The 14745-nt window shown below is 46.0% G+C and carries 10 protein-coding genes; all 10 read right to left on the bottom strand.

Annotated elements, in window-relative coordinates:
- Positions 1 to 17: 17 nt before the first annotated feature.
- Positions 18 to 320, bottom strand: a complete 303-nt coding sequence (gene rplW, locus ACRJJO_RS08665) for a 50S ribosomal protein L23 (protein ID WP_341326283.1) — start codon at positions 318 to 320, stop codon at positions 18 to 20.
- Positions 317 to 937 (bottom strand): 50S ribosomal protein L4, encoded by a 621-nt coding sequence (gene rplD / locus ACRJJO_RS08660; protein WP_404357542.1) that lies wholly within the window; start codon positions 935 to 937, stop codon positions 317 to 319. The genes rplW and rplD overlap by 4 nt, the downstream gene beginning before the upstream one ends.
- A complete protein-coding gene (rplC, locus tag ACRJJO_RS08655; RefSeq protein ID WP_404357544.1) occupies positions 934 to 1593 on the bottom strand; it encodes a 50S ribosomal protein L3 in 660 nt (219 codons plus the stop codon). The genes rplD and rplC overlap by 4 nt, the downstream gene beginning before the upstream one ends.
- 18 nt (positions 1594 to 1611) lie before the next feature.
- Positions 1612 to 1923 carry a 30S ribosomal protein S10 gene (rpsJ, locus tag ACRJJO_RS08650; protein WP_014149774.1) on the bottom strand — a complete coding sequence of 104 codons (312 nt, stop codon included), beginning with the start codon at positions 1921 to 1923 and terminating at the stop codon, positions 1612 to 1614.
- A 5-nt stretch (positions 1924 to 1928) separates the two neighbouring features.
- Positions 1929 to 3119, bottom strand: a complete 1191-nt coding sequence (gene tuf, locus ACRJJO_RS08645; protein WP_404357547.1) for an elongation factor Tu — start codon at positions 3117 to 3119, stop codon at positions 1929 to 1931.
- Between the two features lie 28 nt (positions 3120 to 3147).
- Entirely contained in the window at positions 3148 to 5244 is a 2097-nt protein-coding gene (fusA, locus tag ACRJJO_RS08640) for an elongation factor G (protein ID WP_431065420.1), read from the bottom strand.
- A gap of 24 nt (positions 5245 to 5268) precedes the next feature.
- On the bottom strand, positions 5269 to 5739 hold the full coding sequence (gene rpsG / locus ACRJJO_RS08635; protein ID WP_014149777.1) for a 30S ribosomal protein S7: 471 nt from the start codon (positions 5737 to 5739) through the stop codon (positions 5269 to 5271).
- An 18-nt stretch (positions 5740 to 5757) separates the two neighbouring features.
- Positions 5758 to 6132: a 30S ribosomal protein S12 gene (gene rpsL / locus ACRJJO_RS08630; protein WP_014149778.1), complete on the bottom strand. Its 375-nt coding sequence runs from the start codon at positions 6130 to 6132 to the stop codon at positions 5758 to 5760.
- Positions 6133 to 6296: 164 nt separating this feature from the next.
- On the bottom strand, positions 6297 to 10499 hold the full coding sequence (gene rpoC, locus ACRJJO_RS08625; protein ID WP_431065441.1) for a DNA-directed RNA polymerase subunit beta': 4203 nt from the start codon (positions 10497 to 10499) through the stop codon (positions 6297 to 6299).
- A gap of 84 nt (positions 10500 to 10583) precedes the next feature.
- Complete coding sequence (gene rpoB / locus ACRJJO_RS08620) at positions 10584 to 14660, bottom strand: DNA-directed RNA polymerase subunit beta (RefSeq protein WP_431065419.1); 4077 nt, start codon at positions 14658 to 14660, stop codon at positions 10584 to 10586.
- Positions 14661 to 14745: the final 85 nt, after the last annotated feature.

Raw genomic sequence — 14745 nt, 5'->3', positions numbered from 1 at the left:
TTTTAAACTTTTAACTATTAAGCTGCCGAGAAATCTATATCGTGGCCTTCTTTTAGCTTGACATAGGCTTTTTTCCAATCGGAACGTTTGCCAAGGGTTTGACCAAACCTTTTTTTCTTGCCTTTGACATTCAGTACACGGACCGAATCGACTTTTACTTCGAACATAAGCTCGACGGCTTGCTTTATTTGATTCTTGGTTGCCTGTTTCTGAACGTTAAACACAAACTGTTTATTCGCCTCAGCTGCAACTGTGCTTTTTTCTGAAACAACAGGAGCTCTCAAGACACTTGCCAACTTACTTTTGATCAGCTCGTTCATGCCAACCTCTCCTCTATCATTTTTACCGCCGCAGGTGTCATAATGACTTTTTCTGCTGCTACCAGCGATACCGGACTCAAATTATCCGCAGAACACACTTCTAAATACGGAATATTTCTTGAAGCCAAAGCCAGATTAAAGTCGACTTCGTCGGATATGATTAAAACGCGCTTACAATCCAAACCGCTCAGCTTTGCAACCATTTCTTTCGTTTTTGGAGTCGAAGGAAGGATTTCACTACTAACAACCAAACGGTCTTGTCTTAGCAACTCGGACAAAATTGAACGCAAACCCGAACGAAACATTTTTTTATTTAGTTTTTGCTCGAATGAACGCGGTCTTGCAGCAAAGGTCACGCCACCTGTTCTCCAAAGTGGACTGCGCATTGTACCAGATCTTGCTCGCCCCGTCCCTTTTTGACGCCAGGGTTTAATCCCACCGCCACTTACATCGGAACGGGTCTTCTGTGCTTTTGTCCCGGAACGAGCGCCGGCCAAGTGCCGAGTCACCAATTGATGAACTAACGTCTCATTAAAAGCTTGCCCAAACACTTCTTCGCCTACCGCGACTGCTGCGGCAGATTCGCTTTCGTTAATTGCAGGAATTTGTATACTCATGATTTATCCTTCTTATTCCGCATTTTTGCAGCAGGGGTAATCACAACATCGCTACCTTTTGCTCCAGGCACTGCCCCTTTGACTAAAATCAAGTTTCTCTCACTATCGACCGCATGAATAGTTAGATTATCGATTGTAGTTTTAGCGGCGCCCATATGACCGGACATTTTTTTCCCTTTAAAAACGCGGCCCGGTGTTTGACACATACCATTAGAACCGGGTGCTCTATGGGACAGCGAATTACCGTGAGTCGCATCCTGCGTTCTAAAATTATGCCGCTTGACTGCACCTTGATAACCTTTACCGATGCTTGTTCCGCGAACATCAACCACCTGTCCTTGAGCAAAAATACTTGCTTGCAATTCGGAACCGGCAGAGAGATCGTCGCCTTCACCGTCATCCAGCCTGAATTCCCACAGACCTGTTCCTGCGGTTACATTCGCAGCAGCAAAATGACCAGCCATCGCTTTATTCACTCTGGATGATTTTTTTTCACCCGCAGTGACTTGTATCGCGCGATAGCCATCTTTTTCGATGCTTTTAACTTGAGTGACTCGGTTAGACTCTATCTGAAGAACCGTCACGGGCACTGACGACCCATCCTCGCAAAATACTCTGGTCATACCACATTTACGACCAATTAGACCTATTGACATCTGCCAATTCCCCTACATTTAATTCAACTTTATTTGAACGTCTACACCGGCTGCCAGATCCAATTTCATCAAAGCATCGACAGTTTTTTCGGTTGGCTCGACGATGTCGAGCAATCGTTTGTACGTTCTTAATTCATATTGATCGCGCGCGTCTTTATTGACATGCGGAGAGATCAAAATCGTAAACCGCTCTTTCTTAGTAGGCAGCGGGATAGGGCCTTTGACTTGAGCGCCCGTTCTTTTCGCTGTTTCTACGATTTCACCTGCCGATTGATCAATTAATTTATGATCAAATGATTTCAGGCGTATTCTAATTGTTTGACTCGTCATATTGTTTACTCGATGATTGATGCAACAACGCCCGCGCCAACGGTACGGCCACCTTCACGAACCGCGAAACGCAAACCTTCTTCCATCGCAATCGGAGCAATTAATTTTACTTCAACGTTGACGTTATCGCCCGGCATCACCATTTCCACGCCTTCCGGAAGATCGACCGCTCCGGTTACATCCGTTGTTCTGAAATAAAATTGTGGACGATAGCCATTAAAGAATGGTGTATGACGCCCGCCTTCGTCTTTCGATAATACGTAGATTTCCGCCTTGAAATGAGTATGCGGCTTAATGGTACCTTTGTGCGCCAAGACTTGTCCGCGCTCGACGTCGTCTCTTTTAGTGCCTCTTAACAAAACCCCAACGTTATCGCCCGCTTGGCCTTGATCTAATAATTTACGGAACATTTCCACGCCGGTGCAAGTTGTCGTCGTAGTCGGTCTAATTCCGACGATTTCAATCTCTTGCCCGACCTTAATAATCCCACGCTCGACACGTCCGGTAACCACGGTGCCGCGACCAGAAATCGAGAACACGTCCTCAATCGGCATCAGGAACGGCTGATCGATCGCACGCTCAGGCTCGGGAATATAGGTATCTAAGGCTTCGACCAGTTTAAGGATCGACGGCACGCCAATTTCACTAGTGTCGCCTTCCAGCGCTTTTAACGCCGACCCGATAACTAATGGGGTATCGTCGCCCGGAAACTCGTACATGTCCAATAATTCTCTGACTTCCATTTCCACCAATTCGATCAATTCGGCATCATCCACCATATCGGCTTTATTCAAATAAACTACGATATATGGAACACCCACTTGACGCGCCAATAATATATGCTCACGAGTTTGCGGCATCGGACCGTCGGCCGCCGAACATACCAGGATCGCTCCATCCATTTGCGCCGCACCGGTAATCATGTTTTTAACGTAGTCAGCATGACCCGGGCAGTCCACGTGCGCATAGTGACGTGCTTCTGATTCGTACTCCACATGAGCCGTTGCGATTGTAATACCACGCTCGCGCTCTTCGGGGGCGTTATCAATTTGATCGTAGGCTTTGTAGACGCCGCCACGCGCATCCGCCATCACTTTTGTCAATGCCGCGGTTAATGTGGTTTTACCATGATCGACGTGACCGATGGTTCCTACGTTTACGTGTGGTTTTTTACGTTCGAATTTTTCTTTGGACATGATTCAATACCTTTATTTTCTATTCAATTTATGAAACTTTTTTTATGATTGCTTCTGCAATATTTGCAGGTGCTTCAGCGTATTTTTCAAATTGCATACTGTATGTTGCTCGCCCCTGTGTTGCAGATCGCAAATCAGTCGCATAACCGAACATCTCCGCCAACGGAACTTCACAACTGATAGTTTTACCTGCAGGAGTGTCGTCCATACCCTGAATGATTCCACGGCGCCTGTTTATATCACCTACAACATCACCCATGTAATCTTCCGGAGTCACGACTTCTACCTTCATTATTGGCTCCAGAAGGACCGGGTCGGCTTTTTTTGCACCCTCTTTAAAGCACATTGATCCAGCGATTTTAAATGCCATCTCGCTCGAATCAACATCGTGGTACGATCCATCAAACAATGATACCTTTACATCCACCACTGGAAACCCTGCCAAAACTCCATTTTCCAGTTGCTCCTGCACTCCTTTGTCAACTGCCGGTATGTATTCCCTTGGAACCACGCCACCAACAATTTCATTCACAAATTCATATCCGGAACCGGGTTCTTTAGGCTCGATTCGCAACCATACATGTCCATATTGACCTCGCCCGCCGGATTGACGAATAAACTTTCCCTCTTGCTCCACTTGCTTGCGAATAGTTTCTCTATAGGCAACTTGAGGAGCGCCTACGTTAGCATCGACGCTGAATTCCCTTTTCATTCTGTCTACAATTATCTCCAGATGTAATTCACCCATTCCGGAAATAATGGTTTGACCTGACTCCTGGTCGGTATGCACACGAAACGATGGATCTTCTTGGGCAAGCTTGCTAAGAGCAACACCCATTTTCTCTTGATCGGCTTTAGTTTTCGGCTCTACGGCAACCGATATTACCGGCTCAGGAAAATCCATTCTCTCAAGCACAATGACCGATTTCATGTCACATAAAGTATCGCCGGTAGTGACATCTTTCAGACCTATTGCCGCTGCTATATCGCCGGCATGCACTTCCTTAATTTCTTCGCGGGAATTAGCATGCATTTGCACTAATCGCCCTATACGCTCTTTCTTCTTTTTCACCGAGTTATAAACAGCATCGCCGGAGTTAAGTACGCCCGAATAAACCCGGATAAAGGTTAAAACCCCTACAAAGGGATCGGTTGCAATTTTAAAAGCTAGCGCCGCAAAAGGCGCATCATTGTCCGCAGGTCGCTCTTCTTCGGTCACATCATCCGCAAGAACACCTTTAATCGGCTTAACTTCTGTAGGCGAAGGCAAATACTCGATTACAGCATCCAACATCGCCTGAACGCCTTTGTTTTTAAAGGCCGATCCGCAAAATGTAGGAACTGCAAGATTATTTAATGTGAGCTGTCGTATTCCTTTTTTAATCTCCTCTTCAGAGAGATCAACACCGTCAAGGTATTTTTCCATTAGCTCATCAGAACCTTCCACTGCCGACTCAATCATGTGATCACGCCATTCTTGACAGAGTGAAAACATATCGGCCGGTATTTCACGCTCCTCGAAATTCATTCCCTTGGTTGCTTCATCCCAATAAATGGCTTTCATTTTTATCAGGTCTACAACGCCTTCGAACGAATCATCAGCACCTATCGGCAATTGCATAGGAATAGGATTACTTCCTAAACGAGCTTTAATTTGCTGAACCACCCTTAAATAATTGGCTCCTTGCCTATCCATTTTATTGATGAACGCCAACCTCGGCACATGGTATTTATTAGCCTGTCTCCACACTGTTTCCGATTGCGGCTCAACACCGCCCACCGCGCAAAATACGGCACAAGCTCCATCTAAAACCCTGAGGGACCGCTCAACTTCGATCGTAAAATCAACATGCCCCGGCGTATCAATAATATTTATTTGGTGCTCCGGAAACTGTTTGCTCATACCGCTCCAAAAACAGGTGGTAGCGGCCGAGGTAATGGTAATACCTCTTTCTTGCTCTTGAGCCATCCAATCCATGGTTGCCGCACCATCATGCACCTCGCCTATTTTGTGCGAAACGCCCGTATAAAACAGTACGCGCTCGGTAGTCGTCGTCTTACCGGCATCAATATGAGCCATGATGCCTATGTTTCGATAACGACTAAGGGGAGTTTTCCGTGCCACTGTGCAAGCCTTCAGTAACTTAAATTACCAACGGTAATGAGAAAACGCCTTGTTCGCCTCGGCCATACGATGAGTTTCCTCACGCTTTTTAGCTGCCGCACCCCGGCTTTCGAAGGCATCCAACAACTCGCCGGCCAGCTTTGAAGGCATGTTTTTTTCGTTTCTTTTACGAGCCGCATCAATCAGCCAGCGCATCGCCAAAGCCGCACGACGCGAAGGTCTAACTTCTACAGGAACCTGATAAGTTGCCCCGCCGACACGTCTTGACTTAACTTCAACACGCGGCTGCACATTCTCCAGAGCTCGAGTCAATACCTCCAACGGCTCGGCATGACCTTTACTTTCGATAACGTCCAGCGCACCATATACAATCTTTTCGGCAACTGATTTCTTTCCGCTAGTCATGATCATATTCATGAACTTGGTTAGCATGGTGCTACCAAACCTAGGATCCGGAATGACGTCTCTTTTCGCCGCTACTCTTCTTCTTGACATTTAATTCACCAAACTTCGTTAGGCTTTAGGTCTTTTCGTTCCATACTTCGAACGACCGCACTTTCTGTTTTTGACACCCGAAGTATCAAGACTTCCGCGAACGACGTGATATCGCACACCCGGCAAATCCTTTACCCTACCACCACGAATCAACACAACGGAATGCTCTTGCAGGTTGTGACCCTCACCACCAATATAGCTACTTACCTCCGCACCGTTAGTCAACCGTACCCGCGCGACCTTTCTTAATGCCGAGTTCGGCTTCTTGGGAGTCGTGGTATAGACTCTAGTACATACTCCGCGGCGCTGAGGGCATGCCTCCAGCGCCGGAACATTGCTTTTTTCTATTCTTTTAGCACGCGGCTTACGAACCAATTGGTTGATCGTGGCCATAAATTTGTTACTCCAATAATTCAGTTTACCCGCCAGTCAATAAAAATAACCGCCGTACATTTTTATGCACAGCGGCCATATAATGCTTATCCTGACAAATAGCGTTAGCTCATTTGAGCAGAGCATCTTAACGCTATTTTTTTACCAGGTCAAGCCGATTTAAATTATTCAGTGTTTAAGGCTTGCTTTAACGCTTCTTCTACATCACCCGCATCGACTGATGAAATATTATCACCCTCGGATGGAACCTCCATGTCTTTGGAGCGTCGCTTCCTTCTTTGTTCATGATAGGCTAACCCAGTACCCGCAGGTATTAATCGCCCAACGATCACATTTTCCTTCAACCCATGCAAACCGTCGCTCAGCCCGCGAACCGCTGCATCCGTCAACACTCGAGTCGTCTCCTGGAAGGAAGCAGCCGAGATAAATGACTCAGTTGCCAATGAAGCTTTAGTGATACCTAACAAAACAGACTCAAAACTTGCCGGTATCTTTCCTTCCGCCTCCATTTTTTCATTGATCTCACGAACATAGGCCCGCTCGACCTGATCGCCTTTCAAGAATTCCGTGTCACCGCCCGCAGTAATTTCAACTTTACGAAGCATTTGTCTAATGATTGCTTCAATATGTTTATCATTGATTTTTACACCTTGTAATCGATAAACGTCTTGAATCTCTTTCACTAAATAATTCGCTAGATCTTCAATGCCACGCAATCTTAAGATATCGTGCGGAGTCAATTCACCTTCAGCGATGGTTTCACCTTTCTCTACATGCTCGCCCTCGAACACTGTGATGTGTCGCCATTTCGGCACCAATGTTTCATATTGTTCGCCGCTTGCATCCGTTATAATGACACGCTGCTTACCTTTGGTCTCTTTACCGAAGGATATCGTGCCGGTTGTTTCTGCTAAAATCGCCGGATCCTTGGTTTTTCTTGCTTCAAACAAGTCGGCTACACGAGGTAAACCACCTGTAATATCGCGCGTTTTACTCGACTCCTGAGGAATCCTCGCCAATACGTCACCAACTTTAACTTCATGGCCATCCTTGATGCTGACAATTGCTCCGGTCGGCAAGAAATACTGCGCGGGAATTTCTGTTCCCGGTAAATAAATAGTTTCTCCAGCGGCATCCATTAGCTTAACCATTGGGCGCAAGTCTTTACCGGCACTACCCCTTTGCTTAGGGTCGGTAACTACCAAGGAACTTAAGCCCGTAACCTCATCCGCCTGCTTTTGAACCGTTACACCATCCATGAAGTCGAATAAGCTGACCACGCCATCGACTTCGGTAATTACCGGATGCGTATGCGGATCCCAGTTGACGATAATTTCTCCACCGTTAATTTTACTGCCGTCCTGTACTAACAACACCGCTCCATAAGGAATTTTATAGCGCTCGCGTTCACGGCCATATTCGTCGATGATGCCAATTTCACCGGACCGGGAAACCGCTACCAGATTTCCCTCCCGGTTTGTAACAGTCTTAAGGTTACTTAACTTAACTGTTCCAGCCGCTTTAACTTGTACATTACTAATCGCAGCCGATCTCGAAGCTGCACCGCCAATATGGAAAGTACGCATTGTCAACTGCGTCCCCGGCTCACCGATGGATTGCGCAGCAATGACACCGACCGCTTCTCCACTATTGACTAAATGCCCTCTAGCCAAGTCTCTGCCGTAACATGCCGCACAAACACCATGGCGATTTTCACAAGTGATAACCGAACGCACATAAACGTGATCGACGCTGTTTTCTTCAAGCACCGACACCCAGTATTCATCTAGCAAAGTTCCGTTTTTAACAATAACTTTTTCGCCAGCCGCATCCATCACGTCGCTGATGACTACACGACCCAATACACGCTCGGCCAATGGCTCGACCACATCACCGCCTTCGATAATGGGCATCATCGAGATACCTTGTGTCGTGCCGCAATCGTCGCCTGTAATAACCAAATCCTGAGCCACATCGACCAAACGCCGTGTCAAATAACCCGAGTTGGCGGTTTTCAACGCCGTGTCGGCTAGCCCTTTACGAGCGCCATGAGTCGAAATAAAGTACTGCAGTACGTCCAGACCTTCCCTAAAGTTCGCAGTAATCGGCGTTTCGATAATCGAACCATCCGGCTTCGCCATCAAGCCTCGCATACCGGCCAATTGTCTAATCTGTGCAGCGGAACCCCGAGCACCCGACTCGGCCATCATAAATATTGAGTTGAACGATTTCTGAGTAACCTTATTGCCATCGGCATCTTCGATTTCCTCAACACCCAAACCATCCATCATGACTTTCGCAACCTGATCGTTTGCATGAGACCAGATGTCAACTACCTTGTTGTATCGCTCACCGTCAGTCACCAGACCTGATGAGTATTGACTTTGTATTTCGTTAACTTCTGCATTAGCCGTATTGATGATTTCTTCTTTCTTAGCCGGTATCTCCATATCTTCGATACCGAAAGACACACCCGAGCGGGTTGCATAACGAAAACCAAGATACATCAATTGGTCGGCCATAATGACCGTTTCCTTGATACCTAAATGCCGATAGCAATAATTGATCAGCCGCGATATATTTTTCTTCGTCATATCACAATTGACTATCTCGTACGGCATACCTTCGGGAACAATTTCCCAAATCAATGCTCGACCAACCGTCGTTTCGACACGATAGGTTTTTTGTTCGGCAACCCCTCTATCAGTTTTTATTCTTTCAGTAATTCTTAATTGAATCTTGGCTTGTAAGTCGACACTTTTAAATGCCAAGGCTTTATGAACCTCATCTATTGAAACAAAGATCGAGCCATTACCTTTTGCATTGACTTTTTCTCGGCTTATAAAATAAAGCCCTAAAACCACGTCCTGAGACGGGTTGATAATCGGTTCACCGCTTGCTGGCGACAAAATATTATTGGTCGCCATCATCAACGTTCTAGCTTCAAGCTGTGCCTCTATCGACAATGGCACATGTACCGCCATTTGGTCGCCGTCAAAATCGGCATTGAAAGCGCTACAAACTAAAGGATGCAACTGTATCGCTTTACCTTCGATCAAGGTTGGCTCAAACGCTTGTATCCCTAGGCGATGCAGGGTCGGCGCCCTATTTAACAATACCGGATGTTCGCGAATGACTTCCTCGAGAATATCCCAAACTTCGGCACCTTCTCGCTCAACCATTTTTTTCGCAGCTTTAATCGTTGTCGCGAGTCCTCTTAACTGCAATTTGCTAAAGATAAACGGTTTGAATAATTCCAAAGCCATTTTTTTAGGTAAACCGCATTGATGTAAACGTAGCGTTGGCCCAACCACAATTACCGAACGTCCGGAATAGTCGACACGCTTACCTAGCAAATTTTGTCTGAACCGGCCTTGCTTCCCTTTGATCATATCAGCTAGGGATTTAAGCGGTCTTCTATTTGTACCGGTGATAGCTCTGCCTCTACGGCCATTATCGAGCAATGCGTCGACCGACTCTTGCAGCATTCGCTTTTCGTTACGAACGATAATATCCGGCGCGTTCAAATCCAACAAACGATTTAGCCGGTTATTCCTATTGATAACGCGACGATAAAGATCGTTTAAATCCGACGTGGCAAACCGTCCTCCATCCAAAGGCACCAAAGGTCTCAACTCCGGAGGCAAAACCGGCAATACTTGCATAATCATCCATTCAGGACGATTTTTAGAGCTCAACAGTGATTCGATCACTTTCAAGCGCTTTGAAAACTTTTTAATTTTGGTTTCTGAATTAGTGCCGTTAATCTCTTCCCGTAAACGATTGATTTCGCCATTAAGATCAATTGCTTTAAGCAAGTCAAAAACGGCTTCGGCACCCATTTTCGCAACGAAATCATCGCCAAATTCCTCGACGGCATCGAGATATTCGTCATCGGTTAACAATTGCCCTTTATTAAGCGGAGTTACACCCGGATCAAGCACCACGAATGACTCGAAATACAAGACGCGCTCAATTTCACGAAGCGTCATGTCTAGCAGCAGTGCAATCCGCGATGGCAAGGACTTCAAAAACCAAATATGAGCAACTGGACTGGCTAACTCAATATGCCCCATTCTTTCTCGGCGCACTTTTGAAAGCGTGACTTCAACGCCGCATTTTTCACAGATTACGCCTCTATGTTTCAGTCTTTTATATTTTCCGCATAAACATTCATAATCGCTCACAGGGCCAAAAATTTTGGCGCAAAACAATCCATCTCGTTCCGGCTTAAAAGTTCGATAATTAATCGTTTCGGGCTTTTTAACTTCTCCATAAGACCAAGAACGGATCATGTCAGGAGACGCCAAGCCTATGCGAATTGAATCGAAATCATCGGCGCGGCCTTGGCGCTTTAAAAAGTTCATTAAATCTTTCAAGAGCTTATCCTCTCTAAATGGTTTCCGGCACGAGGCCGGAACGGGCAATCAAATTAAGGTAAATTATCGAACTCAATCGCTTTCTAACTCAATATTGACACCGAGTGAACGTATTTCTTTGATCAAGACGTTGAACGATTCCGGCATACCAGCTTCCATCTTATGGTCGCCATCAACGATATTTTTATACATTTTGGTTCGGCCGGTTACATCATCGGATTTCACTGTCAACATTTCTTGCAAGGTATAAGCCGCCCCATAAGCCTCCAAAGCCCAGACCTCCATTTCACCGAATCGTTGTCCGCCAAATTGAGCCTTTCCACCCAGCGGCTGTTGAGTTACCAGACTATAAGGACCGGTAGAGCGCGCATGCATTTTATCATCTACCAGGTGGTTCAATTTCAACATGTACATGTAACCAACGGTAACTTCGCGTTCGAACGGTTCGCCGGTCAAACCGTCATAAAGTATAGTTTGACCATGTTCAGGATAATCTGCTAGTCTCAACATGGTTTTAATTTCGTCTTCGGTAGCGCCATCGAAAACCGGAGTCGCCATCGGCACCCCTTCTATCAAATTATGGGCTAGCTCGAGGATCTCCTTATCGGTCAAGGCATTCAAGTCTTCTTTACGACCGCTGCTATTATAGATTTTTTCTAAAAACCCTCTAATTTCAACAATTTTTGCTTGAGCCTCAAGCATTTTACCAATCTTGATACCTAAACCCTTAGATGCCCAACCCAAATGCGTCTCCAACACCTGACCTACATTCATACGGGACGGAACCCCAAGAGGATTTAACACGATATCGACCGGATTACCATCGGCTGTATAAGGCATGTCTTCGATAGGTCTAATCATAGAAATAACCCCTTTATTTCCATGTCGTCCAGCCATTTTATCGCCCGACTGTATTCTTCTCTTAACCGCGAGGTAGACCTTAACCATTTTTAGAACACCGGGCGGCAAATCATCGCCCATAGTGATCTTTTTGCGCTTGATATCAAACTTGACATCGAAATCCTTTCTCTGCTGTTCGATTTGCTCGATGACTCCTTCCAATTGGACATTGATGTTTTCATCTTCCATTTTGATTTGCAGCCATTGAGAAGGCCTCAATTTATCCAGATATTCTTGATTTACGACGGTGCCTGAAGATAAATTATCCGGCCCGGATAAAGCCTTCTTGCCGACGATTAATCTAGCGACTCGCGCGTATATGTCCTTTTCGACAATTTTTAGCTGATCGTCAAGATCTTTTCTATAACGCTTGATTTGCTCTTCTTCTATTTCGAGCGCACGCTTATCCTTCTTAACACCATCTCGCGTGAAGACCTGGACATCGATAACCGTCCCTTCAACACCGTTCGGTACTCTTAATGACGTGTCTTTTACATCGGCCGCTTTCTCACCGAAAATCGCACGTAATAGTTTTTCTTCAGGTGTCAATTGCGTTTCACCTTTCGGAGTCACTTTCCCGACCAGAATATCACCGCCCTTGACCTCGGCACCGACATAAACGATCCCGGACTCATCCAATTTCGATAAGGCTTCTTCGCTGACGTTTGGAATGTCCGCGGTAATCTCTTCCGGGTTATATTTAGTATCCCGCGCAACGCATGTTTTTTCTTCAATATGAATAGTCGTAAAACGATCTTCTTTAACAACCCGTTCGGAAACTAAAATTGAATCCTCAAAGTTGTATCCATTCCAAGGCATGAAAGCCACCAACATATTTTGACCCAAAGCCAATTCACCGATATCGGTCGAAGGCCCATCGGCCAATATATCGCCAGCATTGACGATATCGCCAAGCTTAACCAATGGCTTTTGGTTAATACAGGTATTTTGGTTCGATCGCGTGTACTTGGTCAGGTTATAAATATCGACCCCAGGCTCACCTGACTCGGTTTCGGCATCGTTCACCCTGACCACAATCCTAGCAGCATCGACGGCCTCAATGGTTCCGCCTCGCGTAGCTACGACAGCCACCCCGGAATCCTTTGCTACGGTTCGCTCCATACCCGTTCCTACTAGCGGCTTCTCGGCTCTTAGAGTCGGAACCGCTTGACGCTGCATATTCGAACCCATTAACGCTCTATTCGCGTCGTCGTGCTCCAAGAAAGGGATGATAGACGCTGCAACCGATACGATTTGTTTAGACGATACGTCCATATATTGCACGGTATCGGACATCGACAATGTAAATTCGTCTTTATAACGGCATGATACCAGCCCTTCTTTTAGACGACCGTCCGCATCGACCGGCACAGCAGCCTGAGCGATGACAAATTCCCCTTCTTCGATCGCCGAAAGATATTCAACCTGATCAGTCAGTTTTCCATCGACAACTTTTCTGTAAGGCGTTTCAAGAAAGCCATATTCGTTGGTGCGCGCATAAACGGCCAATGAGTTGATCAAACCGATATTCGGCCCCTCCGGAGTTTCGATCGGGCAAACGCGTCCGTAATGCGTGGTATGAACATCACGCACCTCGAAGCCGGCACGCTCTCGCGCCAATCCACCCGGGCCCAAAGCCGATACCCGGCGCTTATGCGTAACCTGAGAAAGTGGATTATTTTGATCCATGAACTGTGACAGCTGGCTTGAGCCGAAAAACTCTTTAACCGCCGCAGATACCGGTTTCGCGTTGATAATTTCCTGCGGCATCAGGCCTTCGGAATCGGCTAATGTCAGCCGCTCTTTAACCGCACGCTCAACCCTGACCAAGCCAACTCGGAATTGGTTCTCTATCATCTCGCCAACGGAACGGACTCTTCGGTTACCCAAATGATCGATATCATCGACATTACCGTTTCCGTTTCGGATATTGATCAATTCCTTTAATACATCAATGATATCTTCCTTGCTGAGCGTACCCTCTCCAGTTGTTTCTTGACGACCCAGACGGCGATTGAATTTCATACGTCCGACGGTCGACAAATCGTAACGGTCTTCGGTAAAAAACAGGTTTTGAAACAGATTCTCCGCTGATTCTTTAGTCGGCGGCTCTCCCGGTCTCATCATGCGATAAATTTCAACTAACGCTTCCAGCTGCGTGCTACTCGTGTCCAAACGCATCGCGTTCGAGATATAGGGCCCTCTATCCAGGTCGTTGACATAAATCGTGTTTAGCTCTTGTATACCGCTATCTATGATTTTATCAAGCAATTCCTCGGTAAGCTCATCATTGACATTGGCAATCAGCTCACCTGTCGATTCATCGATCAGGTTACGGCTTAGCACTTTTCCATGCAGATAGGCTTTAGGGACTTCGATTTGAGTGACGCCCGCTTCTTTTAATTGGCGTATATGTTTTGCCGTTATCCGACGCCCCTCTTCGATAAGAACCTTTCCGTCATGTTTAAAATCGAAGGCGGCAATTTCGCCTCTCAGTCGCTCCGGCACTAAATCAAACAAACAACTATTATCATTCAAGACAAAGCGATTGGTTTCAAAGAAAATATCCATCATTTCTTCGTTATTATAACCCAGCGCTCTTAATAAGATCGTTGCCGGAATTTTTCTACGTCTATCTATTCTGACATAGACACAGTCCTTGTGATCGAACTCGAAGTCAAGCCAAGAGCCGCGATAAGGGATAACTCTTGCGTTGAATAATAACTTTCCTGATGAATGCGTTTTACCTTTATCGTGATCAAAAAACACGCCCGGAGAACGGTGTAACTGAGAAACGATTACCCGCTCGGTTCCATTAATGACGAAAGTTCCGTTATCGGTCATTAACGGCAACTCCCCCATATAGACTTCCTGCTCCCGGATATCCTTAACAACTTTCGTGCTTCCAGGTGCGTCTTTATCGTAAATGACTAAACGCACCAACACTCTCAGTGGCGCTGCAAAAGTTGCACCCCTTTGTTGACATTCCCTGACGTCGAATGTCGGCTCTCCTAACCGGTACTTTACATATTCCAGAACTGCATACCCGGAATGACTTTCTATTGGGAAAACACTGGAAAAAGCGGCGTGCAAACCTACGTTCGACCGTTTTTCCGGTAACATACCGGATTGCAGAAAACTTGCGTAGGAATTGATTTGCGTCGCTAAGAGATAAGGCACGTCGAGTACTTCTGTACCTTTGCCAAAGTTGTTACGAATGCGTTTTTTTTCGGTAAAAGAGTAGGCCATATTGCTTCCATACCTATTTCATCAGGAATTATTTTTTGCCGCCTATAAATAAGCAGCAAAAGGCCGATGACAAAATGTCACCAGC

Source organism: Methylotuvimicrobium sp., from assembly GCF_050611805.1.
In the GTDB taxonomy this organism is placed as follows: Bacteria; Pseudomonadota; Gammaproteobacteria; order Methylococcales; family Methylomonadaceae; genus Methylotuvimicrobium.
Note: the sequence above shows the minus strand (reverse complement) of the source record. Positions and strands in the feature narration are given on the sequence as shown.

Coding starts and splice junctions, on each gene's coding strand:
- rplW (WP_341326283.1), bottom strand. CDS start 320: ATGAACGAGCTGATCAAAAGTAAGTTGGCAAGTGTCTTGAGAGCTCCT.
- rplD (WP_404357542.1), bottom strand. CDS start 937: ATGAGTATACAAATTCCTGCAATTAACGAAAGCGAATCTGCCGCAGCA.
- rplC (WP_404357544.1), bottom strand. CDS start 1,593: ATGTCAATAGGTCTAATTGGTCGTAAATGTGGTATGACCAGAGTATTT.
- rpsJ (WP_014149774.1), bottom strand. CDS start 1,923: ATGACGAGTCAAACAATTAGAATACGCCTGAAATCATTTGATCATAAA.
- tuf (WP_404357547.1), bottom strand. CDS start 3,119: ATGTCCAAAGAAAAATTCGAACGTAAAAAACCACACGTAAACGTAGGA.
- rpsG (WP_014149777.1), bottom strand. CDS start 5,739: ATGTCAAGAAGAAGAGTAGCGGCGAAAAGAGACGTCATTCCGGATCCT.
- rpsL (WP_014149778.1), bottom strand. CDS start 6,132: ATGGCCACGATCAACCAATTGGTTCGTAAGCCGCGTGCTAAAAGAATA.
- rpoC (WP_431065441.1), bottom strand. CDS start 10,499: ATGAACTTTTTAAAGCGCCAAGGCCGCGCCGATGATTTCGATTCAATT.
- rpoB (WP_431065419.1), bottom strand. CDS start 14,660: ATGGCCTACTCTTTTACCGAAAAAAAACGCATTCGTAACAACTTTGGC.